Origin of the sequence: Polaribacter sp. PL03 (assembly GCF_033875165.1) — a bacterium.
In the GTDB taxonomy this organism is placed as follows: Bacteria; Bacteroidota; Bacteroidia; order Flavobacteriales; family Flavobacteriaceae; genus Polaribacter.
Map to the genome: position 1 here is coordinate 209,869 of NZ_JAWZSV010000003.1, position 15,043 is coordinate 224,911.

A 15,043-nucleotide genomic window follows, 5' to 3' on the forward strand; every position below is an offset into this window, starting at 1 on the left:
ATTACTAAAACTAAATTTAACAAATGTTTAAGTATTGTTAAATTATAAGCAAAAAAAAACCTCAAACTTTAATTTGTTTGAGATTTTATAAATATTATTTAGCTAAAACGCAGTCTTCGCAATCTTTTATTTCACCATAATACGTTTCTCTGTATTTGTGAATTGTTTTAAGAGGAATTACATTTAGTAATGTTTTCTTTATGTACGTAACATTGGTGTGTAATTTTCCCATTTTTGATGTATAACGTTTTTCTAAACGGGTTTTTCTTCTAATTTTTATCAGTTTCATTGGTTTCATTTATCATTAATAATTATGCAACAAAGTTAAGGGTGCTATAATTTGATAACAACTTCTAAAAGTTAAAACGACTTTAATGACACTAGAAATACAAATCTGCAAATGATGTGCTACTAAGATTAACAATATACTAATTATAGTAGGTTTTTCTTGTCATATAAAAACCTAAAAATGATTAAAATTGATGTAAAAACAGAGAAATCACTCAAAATTAACATAAAATATGTCTTTTTTGAGTGATTTCTGCTTAAAAATAGATTTTCTGTAAATTAGAGAATCATATTAATTATTGTTGTTGCTGCTGTTGCTGTTGCCATTTCCAAGCAGAAGCCAACGCTTCGTCTAAAGTTTTTTCTGTTTTCCAGTTTAATTCTTTATTTGCTATTGTAGTGTCTGCATAAGCTGCGGTAATATCGCCTTCTCTTCTACCAACTATTTTATAATTTAGTGGTTTTCCAGAGGCTTTTTCAAATGCTTTTATAACTTCTAAAACAGAACTACCTGTACCAGAACCTACATTAAAGAATTCAAATTTTTCTTTATTTTTCTTATTTATTAAACGCTTTAAAGCTGCAATATGTGCTTTTGCTAAATCTACAACATGAATATAATCTCGAACAGCTGTTCCATCTACAGTATCATAATCATCGCCAAAAACAGATAGTTCTTTGCGCATTCCTGCAGCAGTTTGTGTAACAAAAGGAATTAAGTTTTGAGGAACGCCTAAAGGTAATTCGCCAATTTTAATACTTTCATGCGCGCCAATAGGATTAAAATAACGCAAAGCGATGGCATTAATTCCATGCGCTTTACTAGCATCTTTTATAATTTCTTCGCCAATTTGTTTTGTATTACCATAAACAGATTCTGCGGTTTTAACAGGTGCTTTTTCTGTAATTGGTAATTCATCTGCTTGCCCATAAACCGTACAAGAAGAAGAGAAAATAAAATTGTCTAATTTTCTATCTCTCATTTCTTGAAGTAAATAGACCAAAGTGCCTAAATTATTTTCGTAATAATCTAAAGGCTTGTGCATACTTTCTCCTACAGCTTTAAAGGCTGCAAAATGAATTATTCCGTCGATTTTATTGGTCTCAAAAAAGGTTTTTACATCGCTTTTAACACGCAAATCTATTTGATGAAAAGATGGTTTTATACCTGTAATTTCTGTAATGCTATCTAGAACGTTAATTGTTGTATTCGATAAATCATCAATAATAACAACTTCAAAACCTTCGTTTTGTAATTCGACAACGGTGTGAGAACCAATAAAGCCTAATCCTCCTGTTACAAGTATTCTTTTCATTTTTTCTAGTTGATGAAATTGTTAATTGTAGTTGTAATAAATTCTAACTGTTCTGTATCTAGTTCAGTATGCATTGGTAAAGAAATTACTGTCTTAATCAATTCATTAGTTACAGGGAAATCGCTTTCTTTATAACGAGTATCTTTATATGCTTTTTGTGCGTGTAAAGAAACTGGGTAATAAATAGCATTTGGTATTCCTAAATCTAACAAATGTTTGTGTAAATCATCTCTTTTTCCATTTGTTATCTGTAATGTATATTGGTGAAAAACATGACAATCGCAAACATCACAAATTTGGCCACAACTATTTGTTGCGTTCGATTTTGTAGTTGGTGTTATAATGTTTGTGTTGCTAGAAAATGCATTATTATAAAAACGAGCTGCATTTCTACGAGCATTACAATAACTATCTAATAAAGGTAATTTTGCTAATAAAACACCTGCTTGTATAGAATCTAATCTAGAATTTACACCAACAACATCGTGGTAATAACGAGTGTACATTCCATGATTTACAATTCCTCTAATTGTATGTGCTAATTCATCATCATTTGTAAAAATTGCACCACCATCACCATAACAACCTAAGTTTTTAGACGGAAAAAATGAAGTTGTACCAACGTTTCCAATGGTTCCTGCTTTCTTTTTTGTACCATCTTTAAAAGTATAAGTAGCGCCAATTGCTTGTGCATTGTCTTCTATAACAAATAAATTATGCTCCTTTGCAATTTCCATAACAGCATCCATATTTGCTACTTGTCCGAATAAATGAACAGGCACAATTGCTTTTGTTTTTGGTGTAATTGCTCTTTTTAAAGCTTCAATATCTATGTTGTACGTTTTAGCATCAACATCAACTAAAACTGGTGTTAATTTTAATAATGCAATAACTTCTACCGTTGCTGCAAATGTAAAATCTGCTGTAATAACTTCATCGCCTTGTTCTAAGCCTAATCCCATCATTGCAATTTGCAAAGCATCTGTACCATTAGCACAAGGAATTACGTGTTTTACATCTAAATATTTTTGTAAATCTGCTTGGAACTCATGAACCAAAGGTCCATTTATATATGCAGATGTGTTTAGAACTTGCTCTATAGAAGAGTTAACAGATTCTTTAATTTTTGCATATTGACCTTGAAGGTCTACCATTTGAATTTTTTTCATAAAAGTGTGCTTTAATAACTGTACCAAAAATACGATATAAATCTATTACCTTTGAATTTATCAAATAGATTTACATGAAAATTATTAAAAAAATCATCATATTTTTAATTGTTATTATAATATTAACAATTGCTGCTGGTTGGTTGTACTCTAAAACACTTAAACCTAATTATAAAGGTGAAATTGTCATTAAAAATACTACAGAAGACGTAACCATTTATTTTGATGAAATTGGTGTTCCTCATATAAATGCAAAAAATCAAAAAGATGCCTATGTTGCTTTAGGTTATGTGCATGCACAAGATAGATTGTGGCAAATGGAATTAATTAGAAGAATTGCTGCAGGAAGATTGTCTGAGATTTTTGGAGAAAAATTAATAAGAGCAGATAAGTTATTTTCTGGTTTAGGTATTGAAGAAGCATCTGCAGAAACAATTAAAAATTTAGATAAGAATTCTGCTGCATATAAAATGGCAATTGCTTATTTAGAAGGTATTAATCAATATATAGAAAACGGAAAAACACCTATAGAATTTAACTTAGTAGGTGTAGAAAAAGAACAATATACATTAAAAGATATGTATAATGTTTTTGGTTATATGGCTTTTAGTTTTGCAGTTGCTCATAAGACAGACCCAATGTTAAATGAAGTAAAAGAGAAACTAGGAACCGCTTATTTTAATGAATTAATTGGTGCAGAAAACCAAAACTTAACATTAATTAAAAATGAGAAAAACCCAGAAATAACAGGTGCATTTTCTCTAGCAATGAATAGTCTAATAGATGTTTTACCAATTTCGCCATTTATAGGAAGTAATTCTTGGGTAATTGGAGCAGATAAAACTAAAAACGGAAAAGTAATTTTCGCAAACGATCCTCATATAGGGTATTCACAGCCATCAGTTTGGTACCAAGCACATATAAAAACACCAGATTATGAAATGTATGGTTTCCATTTGGCACTTGTTCCATTTCCTTTATTAGGTCATAATAAAGACTTCGCTTATGGTTTAACAATGTTCGAAAACGATGATATCGATTTTTATGTTGAAGAAAATAACCCAAAAAACACCAATCAATATAAATTTAAAGAAGATTATTTCGATTATAAATTAATTCAAAAACGTTTAAAAATTAAAGATGCTAAAGATTCTCTTTATACAATTAAAGTAAGTAAACACGGACCTTTAATGAACGGTATTGTAGAGCACTTAGAAACAGAAAAGCCAATTGCAATGCAATGGATTTATACGAAGTTAAACAATCGAATTTTAGATGTTGCTTACGAAATGTCTCACGCAACAAACTTAACAGAATTTAAAAAAGGAGCAAGTAAGTTACATGCACCAGGTTTAAATATGATGTATGGAGACGCAAAAAATAATATTGCTTGGTTTGCTACAGGTAAATTATATAAATACAGAGATTCTTTATACACAAAAACATTTTTAAATGGTAGCTCTGGAAAAGATGAGATTGTAGAGTATTTAGATTTTGAAGAAAATCCGCAAGCAATTAACCCAACAAATAACTACGTTTATTCAGCGAACAATCAGCCAGATTCTATTAAAAATAGTTTGTATCCTGGTTATTATTTGTCTGAAGATAGAGCGAAGAGAATTGTAGATTTGGTTGCTCCAAAAAACGATTGGACTAAAGAAGATGTTGCAAAAATGATAATGGATGTTACATCTCCTTCAGCACCAAAAGTTGCTAAAGACCTAATAAAATATTTAGATAAAAGGGAGTTTTCGCCAAGTGCAAAAACAGCAATTCATATTTTAGAAAACTGGACAGGAAATTATGATAAAGAGGAAGTTGCACCAGTTATTTATAACAGATTTATTTATGAGTTTCAAAAGAACACCTTTGCAGATGAAATGGGAAAAAGTTTTCATCAGTTTGCAAGTACACCTTTTATAGAAAAGGTTTTACCAATGCAAGCAGCTAAAGAAAAATCTGTTTGGTGGGACAATGTTTCTACAAAAGACAAAGTAGAAACCAAACAAGATATTATAACCACTTCTTTTAAAAATGCATTTTCTTTTTTAGAAAATCAATTAGGTGCAAATGTAGCTGGTTGGAAATGGGAACGCGTTATTTCTGTAGAACACAAACATGCAATTGGTGAGATTGCTGTCTTAAGAAAATATTTTAATGTTGGGCCTTTTGTGCCTTCTGGTGGCGACCAAGTAATAAATAACCAAATTTACGACATTGATTCTACAGGTTATTATAAAGTAAAAGCAGGTCCTTCAACAAGAAGAATTGTAGATTTTTCTGATGTAGAAAATAGCATAGCAGTTATACCTACAGGACAATCTGGGCGTGTTTTTAGTAAACACTATAAAGATCAAAGAAAAAAATATTTAAATGGAAATTTCTTTAAAATGAAATTGAATGCAGTAGAGATTAAGCAAAGTAAAAATGTCTTAGTTTTGAAAGCTGAAAAATAAGAAGCAAACTGATTAAAAAATGTACTTTTGTACAACTAAAAATAGAACATGAGTTTACAACAAGATTTAGAAAGTAGAAGTGGAAATAAATGCGAATTATGTACAGCAACAGATAATTTGTCTATTTACGAAGTAAAACCAACTGTAACTGTTGGAGGTAGTGGAGTTGATGGAAGTTTACTAGCTTGTGCAACATGTATTACGCAAATAGACAATGCAGAAGAAACAGAAGCAAATCATTGGCGTTGTTTAAACGATTCTATGTGGAGTGAGCACAGAGCTGTAAAAGTTGTTGCTTGGAGAATGTTATCTCGTTTAAGAAATGAAGGTTGGCCAAAAGACTTACTAGATATGATGTATTTAGAAGACGACGATTTACGTTTTGCTAAAGAATCTGGAGATCACTTAGACGAAAGCGAAAAAATTATTCACAGAGATGCAAACGGTGTAATTTTACAAGCAGGAGATTCTGTAGTTTTAATAAAAGATTTAAAAGTAAAAGGATCTAGCATGGTTGCTAAACAAGGAACAGCTGTAAGAAGAATTTCTTTAGATCATGAGAATGCTAACTTTATTGAAGGAAAAGTAGGACCAACACAAATTGTAATTATTACAGATTACGTAAAGAAAATGGCAGAAAAAGAATAAGTTAAGTTTCTTTTTTTAAAAATAAATTACAAAAGCAATCTCTATTTTATATAAAGATTGCTTTTCTGTTTTTATACCATTTCTATGGGCGTTTCCTTGCAGGTCGCGCTTTACGCACTCGCTTTTTTTCGTGCCTTAAAAAGAGCTCAAACAAATGCTTCAATCGCTAACGCGTGCGTTTGCTAGCATATAGCATTACAACATATTTTGTTGTTTCTTATAAAAAGAATCTGCTTGTAGTTTCATTAAATTACGAGCCATTTTTTCTTTATATTCATAGATTTCGTCTTCTTCAGAAATATTTTCATATACTTTTTTACTAATTATAATATCTGCTTGCAACATCTTTTCTCTTTGTTGTACTTGCTGCTGTACCCAAGTTTTTACAGCTGTTTCTTCATCTTCTAATTTAAAATCATATTCACCTTTTGGTGAAATTAATTTTGCAAATATTGGTGAGGTTTCTATGGCTAAGAACAACAAGAAAATAAAGAAAGAAGGCAACCAAGGTAATTTACCTAAAGCATTTATTCTAGCCATTAATCCGTCGAAATTTGTAATAATATGTTGCGTTTTGGTTTCTAACAATTTCTGCTTTTCTATTAAAGAAGCAATTGCCAATTCTTTTGTTTTAATTTTTTCTAAGTTGTTTTTTTTAAGCGTGTTTAATGAGGTTAAAGAAGTATCGTGTTTTTGTCTTTTTTCTTTGTAAACGGGGCCTTTACCTAATAGCTTGGTCCCTTTTCTACCTTCAGCTTCAGAAATATAAGTTTCATATAAAGTATTTGTCTTTGTTTCTTCTGTTGTTATTTCTGTTTTTAGAACTGCTATTTCAGAATTTATGCGCGTTATTTCTGGTGTAAATTGCTGTGCAATTTGTGTTTTATTATTTAGCGTCATTTGGTTTTTCTCTGTTAGTAAAACCTGATTAATTTCTTTTTCAAATAGCTTTAATTCTAAAGGTTTAGAAATTACAATAGCAATAATTACAGCCAATAAAATTCTGGGTGAAGCTTGTAAAAACTCTTTCCATTTAGCATCTCTTTTTTTTATGGTAGAAACAATAAAACGATCTAGATTAAAGATTAATAAACCCCAAATGCTACCAAATAAAACAGCTATATAAATACTATCGAAAACTGTAAATAAAGCATAACTACCGGCAATTGTTGCCATAACTGCTGTAAAAAAAACGGTTGCTCCAATACCAACATATTTGTTTTGTTCTCCATTAGAACAATTATTAATAATGTTTTTATCGATTCCGGAACAAGTAATAAAGAATTTTTTAAGCATGGTTTCTTTTTTTTTTGGAGAGAAAAGATAATTTTTTAATATTTTTTTCTGATTGTCGTAAACCATAAACGCTAGAAAAACGAATTTATTTTAATTTTTAGAAACTTTTAGTCTGTAACAAAGGTTGTTAGGTGTCGTCTTCTTTGTATAAATCAATAAAACCAGATACCATGAAATATTTACAAACTACTACCGTATTAGAAAGAGGAATTTTAACATCTACTTATAAACAAGAAATTAAAAGAGCTATTTTAACAGAGAAATGCAAGTCTATTTCTAAAATAAAAGGGTTGATTTTAAATCATCAAAATAATGTTGAAAGTAAAGCTGCAGTTATTTTACAGGTTTCTCTTTTTATAATTACAATTGTTATGATTTCTTTTTAAGAATAGCGCTCTAATTCTAGTTTTGTAATTAGTATATAAACAAGCGCGTGAAGGATTGTAGCGTTTGTTTGAGCTCTTTTGTGAAGAATGAACAAAAAGCGAGTGCGAAAAGCCTGACCTGAAAGGACACGCCAAAGCAAAAAAAAATCCACCTTAGAAAAGATGGATTTTTATAATAAGTATGTTTTAAAGTTTAGCTTAATGCTTCTTTAATTCTTTTAATTGCTTCTCTAATTTGTAATTCTGAAGCCGCATAAGACATTCTTATACAGTTTGGTGTACCAAAAGCATCACCAGTTACTGTTGCTACATTTGCTCTTTCTAAAATGAATAAAGAAAAGTCGCTTGCGTTTTCTATTTTATAGCCGTTTATAGTTTTACCAAAAAATGCTGAAACATCTGGAAAAACGTAAAAAGCACCTTCGGGTACATTTACTTTAAAGCCCTCTATTTCTCTTAATAAACCAATAATAATGTCTCGACGAGTTTTAAACTCGTCTACCATATATTGAATTTTAGAAACAGGTGCTAAAACTGCTGTAATTGCTGCTCTTTGTGCAATACAGTTTGTACCAGAAGTAATTTGACCTTGCATTTTAGTACATGCTTTAGCAATCCATTCTGGTGCACCAATGTAACCAATTCTCCAACCAGTCATAGCAAATGCTTTTGCTAAACCGTTTACAGTAATTGTTCTGTCGTACATGCTTTCTATTGCAGCAAAACTAAATGGTTTTGTTTCGTAATTAATATGTTCGTAGATTTCATCTGATAAGATAAAAATACGTGGGTGTTTTTCTAATACTGCTGCTAACGCTCTGTATTCTGCTTCGCTATAAATAGTTCCGCTTGGGTTATTAGGCGAGTTAAAGAAAATCATTTTTGTTTTAGGCGTAATAGAAGCTTCTAACTGCTCTGGAGTGATTTTAAAATCATTCTCTATAGAAGAAGGAATTTCTACATACGTTGCTTCACATAAAATTGCAATTGCAGAGTAACTTACCCAATAAGGTGCAGGTAATAAAACTTCGTCTCCTGGGTTTAATAATACTTGTGCAATATTTGCAATAGATTGTTTTGCACCTGTAGAAACTACAACTTGACTTGGTTTATAAACTAAATTGTTATCACGCTTAAATTTTACGCAAATAGCTTCTTTTAATTCTGCATAACCATCTACTGGAGAGTACGAATTGTAATTTTGGTTGATAGCTTCTATGGCAGCGTCTTTAATAAAATCTGGTGTATTAAAGTCTGGTTCTCCCAAACTTAAACCAATAATATCTTTTCCTTCTGCTCTTAGTTCTCTTGCTTTAGCAGCCATTGCTAGAGTTTGAGAGACAGGTAAACTGTTAATTCTGTCTGATAATGGATGTTTCATTCTATTGTTAGTTGTGTGTTGTTTTTATGCTAATTCTGGGTTTTGCCCTAAAACTCCTAAATGTCTAAAATGCTCTATAACTGCTTTACGCATGGTATCGTATTCGTTATATGGCAAATTAAATTCGATGGCAGTTTCTTTTACAATTTTAGCTAATTTATCATAATGTACATGAGAAATGTGCGGAAAAATATGATGTTCAACCTGATGATTTAAACCACCTGTATAGAAGTTTACCAACCAATTGCTAGGAGCAAAGTTAGAAGTTGTATATAATTGGTGGACTGCCCAAGTGTGTTCTAAATTCCCTTCTTTATCTGGAAGTGGCATTTCTGTATTTGGTACAATGTGCGCCAATTGAAAAACCAAACTTAAAATCATACCTGCTGTATAATGCATTACAAAAAAGCCAATAATTACTTTCCACCAAGCAACGTCTAAAACCAAAAGAGGTAAAGCAATCCAAAGTGCATAATAGGCAACTTTAGAAATAACTAGCTTTGTCCATTCTGTTGTAGGGTTAGGAAATTTACCATAAGATAATTTACGTTTTAAATAACGGTGCATTTGCTTAATATCTGTTGTAATTGCCCAGTTTATTGTTAATAAACCATACAAAAAGATGGAATAAAATTTTTGAATTTTATGAATTGGCAACCATTTAGAATGTTGAGAAAAACGAATAATTCTACCAGCATCTATATCTTCATCATGGCCTTCTACGTTTGTAAAAGTGTGGTGTAAAACATTGTGTTGTACCTTCCAATTATACACGTTTCCGGCAAGAATATAAATACTACTTCCCATTAATTTGTTTACCCATTTTCTTTTAGAAAAAGAATCGTGGTTGGCATCGTGCATTACATTCATACCAACACCTGCCATACCAATTCCGGTAACTACCATTAAAAGTGCCATTACCCATTGTGGCATAGAAACGGTTAAGATTAAAATAAAAGGAACTAAGAAAAGAGAAAACATTATAAATGCTTTTGTGTACAATTTCCAGTTTCCTGTTTTTCTTAATTCGTTTTCTTTAAAATATGTATTTACTCTTTTATTTAGAGTTCTAAAGAATTTCGCTTTATCTACTCTTGAGAAATTTATTGTTTTCATTCAGTATTTTAATATTGATTTGCAAAAATAATCTTTTTGTATCTGCTTTTTATGATAAACGTCAGGTTTTGTTGCTAATTGTTTGTTAAGTATAACTATTTTTGCAGCCTAAACCTTTTATAATGGATATTATTCACAAATATTTTAAAAATTTATCAGAAACACAAATTGAACAATTTAGTAAACTACAAGAGTTATACCAAGATTGGAATTTAAAAATTAATGTTGTTTCTAGAAAAGATATAGACGAATTATATCTACGCCACGTTTTACACTCTTTAGCAATCGCTAAAGTTGTGCAGTTTAAACCAGGTTCTAAAGTAATGGATGTTGGTACAGGTGGAGGTTTTCCTGGTATTCCTTTAGCTATTTTATTTCCAGAAACACAGTTTCATTTAGTTGATTCTATAGGGAAAAAGATAAAAGTTGTTAATGAAGTTGTAGAAGGTTTGGGCTTAGAAAACGTAAAAACTACAAATGGTAGAGTAGAAGAGGTAAAAGATACCTATGATTTTATTGTAAGTAGGGCAGTAGCACAAATGGAAACTTTTGTTGGTTGGACAAAAGGTAGAATTTCTAAAAAACAGAATCACGATTTAAAAAACGGAATTTTATATTTAAAAGGTGGCGATTTATCTGAAGAATTAAAATTATATACGTCTGCTACAATTTATGATTTAACTGATTATTTCGAAGAAGATTTCTATGAAACTAAGAAAGTAGTTCACTTAGGAATGAAGTTTAAAGGGTAAATCTCTTTAAAAAATAAAAAAAAATATTAATTATTTAGATTTTATAGGTTGCTATTTTTAGCAACCTTTTTTGTTGCTACAATACTAATTATTAATATTTGTGTGGCATGAAATAACATAAGCGGTAATAACAAAATACCAATACTCGCCATATTACCAAATATTATTTTTGAAAAGACAGTACCGTGAACTAAAGATTTTTTGGTACCACAAAATTGTGCTGTAATTTGATCTTCTGTATTTAGTTGCAATTTTTTTGATAAAAACCCAGTGAGATAAAAAGCGATAGAAAACAAGATAACAACTCCAACTAAAATGAGACTTAAATCTAAAAAAGAAACAGTGCTAAATATGTTTCCTTCGAAAGATTCTGCAAAACTTTTGTAAATAATTAATAGGATAATAGATTTATCGAAAAAAGTAAGCTTACTGTTATGCTTCTGTATAAAATTACCTAAAAAACGCTGTAAAAGAAGTCCTATTATAACCGGAACTATAATTTGAAGAATTAATTTGAGGTATATTTCTGTAAAATTAAAATCTGTTTGCATCTCATTTACAAATAATCCCATCCATAATGGTGTGATAACAATACCTATAATTCCAGAAATGCTAGCGTTAAAAATGGCTGCTGGTATATTTCCTTTTGCCAAAGAAACCATTACAACAGAAGAAGAGACTGTAGAAGGTAAAGCCGCTAAGAAAAAGAAAGCCAACCAAATAGTTTCTTGTGCAGAATTTTGAATAAAAGGGCGCAGTAATAAAACGAGTAGAGGAAAAATTAGAAAGGTAGATAATTGTACCAAAATATGTAATTTCCAGTTTTTGAGTCCTGCTTTTAACTTACTCGGACTTAATTTTAAACCATAAAAAAAGAAGATAAGTGAGATACCTATTGTACTAATGGTATTAATAGGAACCTTGCTTTCTTGTGTTCCCCATTGTGGAAAAATATAAGCTATTAGTATTGTAATTATTATAGATACTACAAACTTATCAATCTTTATTTTCATACAACTGTTTTAAAATTAACAAATCATCATCAACCGATGTTCTCCTGTTTTTTCTTTTGGGGCTCTATGCAGACAAGGAAGTACTTTGCTTTCTGGGTGGTCAATAGCTAATTTCCATAAATGACCAATGCCTAAACTTATGGGTTTTGCTGTGGGTTTTGCTTGGTAATGTAAATCAAAGAAAAATTCACTTAAGAAAGATTCAAAACCATCGTTAGAACCTTCTCCATATAATTTTTTAAGTTCTACACGTATTTCTGGAATTAGAATTTTTTGTATCCCTTCAGAATTTGGTAATATATCACTGGCTTCACCATGATATGTGCATAAAAAGGTATCGGTAGGTATTGGTGAGCGATCTACATGAAAAGAGTATACATCTGTAGGGAAAAAAGGAAAAGCGTCATCTCTTTCATAGTTTTTTATGATGTTTAATGTTGGCGATGCTCCTTGATTTTTTAATAACTTAAAGTCGTTTATAAGAATATTGCGTGCAAGTTTACCTTGCTCACTTAATTGAAGTTCGTAAAGTTCTTCTAGATGAAGTGCTACTATATTTTCGTTTGATGCAACTTTTTTAATAATTTCAGAAAAATCACCAATTAGATTACGTTTCCAACACATTGCATTAATTTCTCCTTGAAAAGGTGACGCAATAAGTTCTTGGAAATTAATTACACTTTTAATTTGATTCTCAATATGAGATAAATTTGCCATAATGATACTATCAATTGATCGTATCAAAGGTACAATCAATAATAATATTATGCATTTTTTTAGATTTAAAACTTATTAATTTAGGCTTAATGAAAGGCTGAAAAATAATTTTATAGCTTTAACAAACTAATATAACAGCACCTTTTAAGTATTTAAACTTGGTTAAAATTATACTTATTGTAATATAATTTTATTGTTGTACGTTTTTCCTTTATCTGTTTTAATAGCTAAAAAGTAAGTACTGTTTTTTAGTTTTTTATTTAAAGTAACCTCAATGGTATTACTTGTTTTTATAAAGTTACAAATACCTAATTTTTTACCCAATTCATTGTATATTAATACTTCAGTAATACTTTTATTGCCAACAGAAACGGTTACTTTATGGTTGTTAATTGGGTTTGGAAAAACATTGAAAATAGGTTTGTTTTTTAAATTTTCAGGAATCGATAAACTTACTTCAGGTAAATTAAAAGGATGTTGAAAACCAGTTACTCCAGGGAATTCTATGCGATATAAATCTTTAGGAGTTGTTACATAAAGTGTACTTAAAGTTGTGCCTCCAAAAGTGCAGTTGGTTGGGTTTTCTGCAAAAGCGATGGTATTTGTGCGCACTCCAACTGAATTAAATATCTGAATAGATTTTTTATTAGCTACATATAAATTATCATTTGTATCTAATGCCATACCATCTGCAAGCGATCTTTTGGCATTACTATCACTTGGGTTTGTTTCTGTGTCTTCTAAAGTTGCAAAAACAATTTTATTAGTTATAAAACCGGTTGTAGGGTCAATATCAAATTTATAAATACTATAGGTATCTGTATCACTTACCAATAAAGATTTACCATCAGAAGAAATAATTACACCATTAGGAGAGCTTAATGTATCATCAATAACAGTAAGTGTTCTTGTTGGAGAAGAACTAATATAATATACTTTACTAGAGTTAGGAGATGTTACATAAACACCTTCTTTCTTATCGATACATAAATCATTTGCATTTAAAATACCAGTAGCATAGGTTTCTAAAATAGTACCAGATACATTTCTTTTAGTAACATTACCATCTCTAAAATCACAAACAATTAAATTTAAATCTTTGTCTAACATTAAGCCATTTGTTCTCGCTGGCTTAGGTATGTTAAAGGCTGTTGTAAAAGTGTTATTACTTACAGAGTATTTTTCTACGATTCTACCAGTAATATCTGAAAAGTAGATATTATCTGTTCGATCCCAAACAGGACCTTCTATAAAACCAAACTGACCAGTACTTAATTTTACAGGTGTTTGTGCTTTACTGTGGTAAGAGAAAGTTATAATAATTATAAGTGATAAAATGTTGAATTTCATAAGACGTCTTTAGAATTACGAAATTAGAAATTAAGTATAGTTATAAAATGAGTTTTATTACCCATTAAGCAACTGTTTTTATCTCAAAAAAGAATAGATTATTTATTTTTTTAAAAAATTGAAGAAGCTGTTTTTGAAGTAAATTTCTCTAAAAATAACATTCCTTTATAAGAATTACCTTTTACATTTAATTTAGGACTCCAGACTGCAATACAATATTTGTCTGGGTGAATAGCAACGATACCGCCACCAACACCACTTTTTCCTGGTAAACCAACACGAAAAGCAAATTCGCCAGATTCATCATAAAAACCACAAGTAAGTAAAATTGCATTTACCCTTTTAGCTTGACTCATTGTAAGAATTCTTTTTCCTTTGTGCGTTGTAAAATTATCGTCAGCTAAATAAAGAACTATTTCAGAAAGCTCTTTACAAGTCATTTCTAAAGAACACATATGAAAGTAAAAATCTAAAACGGCATCTACATCATTTTTAATATTGCCAAAAGATTTTATAAAATTACAAAGTGCTGTATTTCTAAAACCAGAGCTTTTTTCTGATTGAGCTACTTTTTCATTATATTCTAAAGTAGGAATATTCGAAACTTCTCTACAAAACTCTAAAAAATCTTCCTTTGGGTTTTCTAAATGAGACAATAAAACATCACAAATTACAATGGCGCCAGAGTTTATAAACGGATTTCTAGGTTTTCCTAAATCTGCTTCTAGCTGCAGTAAAGAATTAAAAGGGTTTCCAGATGGTTCTACATCTACTCTTTCCCATAATTTAGCACCTTCAAACTTATAAGCTAAGGTTAATGATAGTACTTTAGAAACACTCTGTATAGAAAATTTCGTATTAAAATCTCCTATACCAAAAGACTCTTTGTTTATGGTTGTAATATTAATACCAAAACTATTAGAATCTACAAATGCTAATTCAGGAATATAGTTGGCCACTTTACCAATATCATTTACATTTTTTACATCTAAATAAATGTCTTCAATAATTTTTTTATAGTTTTCCATTACAAGTCATACAATTAATAGATACAAACTTATTCGAAAATTTTGTAAGAACAACATAAAAAAAACAGAAATACTTCAGTAGATTTCAAAAGAAGAATAGCAATATTGCGTAGTTATATTTATTAAC

At 30.0% G+C, this 15,043-nt stretch carries 14 protein-coding genes; 4 read left to right on the forward strand and 10 right to left on the reverse strand.

Annotation, left to right across the window (positions count from 1 at the left end):
- Positions 1 to 94: 94 nt before the first annotated feature.
- The 3 genes from SHK09_RS07080 to SHK09_RS07090 form a co-directional block, all read right to left on the reverse strand.
- A complete protein-coding gene (locus SHK09_RS07080; RefSeq protein ID WP_319810084.1) occupies positions 95 to 289 on the reverse strand; it encodes a hypothetical protein in 195 nt (64 codons plus the stop codon).
- A gap of 295 nt (positions 290 to 584) precedes the next feature.
- Positions 585 to 1,604: a UDP-glucose 4-epimerase GalE gene (galE, locus tag SHK09_RS07085; RefSeq protein ID WP_319810085.1), complete on the reverse strand. Its 1,020-nt coding sequence runs from the start codon at positions 1,602 to 1,604 to the stop codon at positions 585 to 587.
- Positions 1,605 to 1,609: 5 nt separating this feature from the next.
- The gene (locus SHK09_RS07090) at positions 1,610 to 2,773 is read right to left on the reverse strand and encodes a DegT/DnrJ/EryC1/StrS family aminotransferase (RefSeq protein ID WP_319810086.1); all 1,164 of its coding nucleotides are present in this window, start codon (positions 2,771 to 2,773) and stop codon (positions 1,610 to 1,612) included.
- A gap of 74 nt (positions 2,774 to 2,847) precedes the next feature.
- Here SHK09_RS07090 and SHK09_RS07095 point away from each other — a divergent pair, with 74 nt between their 5' ends.
- Both SHK09_RS07095 and SHK09_RS07100 read left to right on the forward strand, forming a co-directional pair.
- Positions 2,848 to 5,229: a penicillin acylase family protein gene (locus tag SHK09_RS07095; RefSeq protein ID WP_319810087.1), complete on the forward strand. Its 2,382-nt coding sequence runs from the start codon at positions 2,848 to 2,850 to the stop codon at positions 5,227 to 5,229.
- A 48-nt stretch (positions 5,230 to 5,277) separates the two neighbouring features.
- Positions 5,278 to 5,877, forward strand: coding sequence for a PhnA domain-containing protein (locus tag SHK09_RS07100; protein WP_319810088.1), 600 nt, complete (start codon positions 5,278 to 5,280; stop codon positions 5,875 to 5,877).
- Between the two features lie 195 nt (positions 5,878 to 6,072).
- Here the strand turns inward: SHK09_RS07100 and SHK09_RS07105 are convergent, their stop codons facing one another.
- On the reverse strand, positions 6,073 to 7,173 hold the full coding sequence (locus tag SHK09_RS07105) for a DUF4407 domain-containing protein (protein ID WP_319810089.1): 1,101 nt from the start codon (positions 7,171 to 7,173) through the stop codon (positions 6,073 to 6,075).
- Between the two features lie 170 nt (positions 7,174 to 7,343).
- Between SHK09_RS07105 and SHK09_RS07110 the strand changes: the two genes are divergently transcribed.
- Positions 7,344 to 7,559, forward strand: coding sequence for a hypothetical protein (locus SHK09_RS07110; protein ID WP_319810090.1), 216 nt, complete (start codon positions 7,344 to 7,346; stop codon positions 7,557 to 7,559).
- Between the two features lie 193 nt (positions 7,560 to 7,752).
- Here SHK09_RS07110 and SHK09_RS07115 read toward each other — a convergent pair whose 3' ends face one another.
- Positions 7,753 to 8,940 (reverse strand): pyridoxal phosphate-dependent aminotransferase, encoded by a 1,188-nt coding sequence (locus tag SHK09_RS07115; protein WP_319810091.1) that lies wholly within the window; start codon positions 8,938 to 8,940, stop codon positions 7,753 to 7,755.
- A 24-nt stretch (positions 8,941 to 8,964) separates the two neighbouring features.
- Positions 8,965 to 10,056, reverse strand: coding sequence for an acyl-CoA desaturase (locus tag SHK09_RS07120; protein WP_319810092.1), 1,092 nt, complete (start codon positions 10,054 to 10,056; stop codon positions 8,965 to 8,967).
- Positions 10,057 to 10,178: 122 nt separating this feature from the next.
- Between SHK09_RS07120 and rsmG the strand changes: the two genes are divergently transcribed.
- On the forward strand, positions 10,179 to 10,808 hold the full coding sequence (gene rsmG / locus SHK09_RS07125; RefSeq protein WP_319810093.1) for a 16S rRNA (guanine(527)-N(7))-methyltransferase RsmG: 630 nt from the start codon (positions 10,179 to 10,181) through the stop codon (positions 10,806 to 10,808).
- A 41-nt stretch (positions 10,809 to 10,849) separates the two neighbouring features.
- Here the strand turns inward: rsmG and SHK09_RS07130 are convergent, their stop codons facing one another.
- From SHK09_RS07130 to SHK09_RS07145, 4 genes are all read right to left on the reverse strand, one after another.
- Positions 10,850 to 11,821 (reverse strand): bile acid:sodium symporter family protein, encoded by a 972-nt coding sequence (locus SHK09_RS07130; RefSeq protein ID WP_319810094.1) that lies wholly within the window; start codon positions 11,819 to 11,821, stop codon positions 10,850 to 10,852.
- A 15-nt stretch (positions 11,822 to 11,836) separates the two neighbouring features.
- Positions 11,837 to 12,538 (reverse strand): hypothetical protein, encoded by a 702-nt coding sequence (locus SHK09_RS07135; RefSeq protein ID WP_319810095.1) that lies wholly within the window; start codon positions 12,536 to 12,538, stop codon positions 11,837 to 11,839.
- Positions 12,539 to 12,712: 174 nt separating this feature from the next.
- Positions 12,713 to 13,888, reverse strand: a complete 1,176-nt coding sequence (locus tag SHK09_RS07140; RefSeq protein ID WP_319810096.1) for an SMP-30/gluconolactonase/LRE family protein — start codon at positions 13,886 to 13,888, stop codon at positions 12,713 to 12,715.
- A 110-nt stretch (positions 13,889 to 13,998) separates the two neighbouring features.
- Positions 13,999 to 14,916 (reverse strand): glutaminase, encoded by a 918-nt coding sequence (locus tag SHK09_RS07145; protein ID WP_319810097.1) that lies wholly within the window; start codon positions 14,914 to 14,916, stop codon positions 13,999 to 14,001.
- Positions 14,917 to 15,043: the final 127 nt, after the last annotated feature.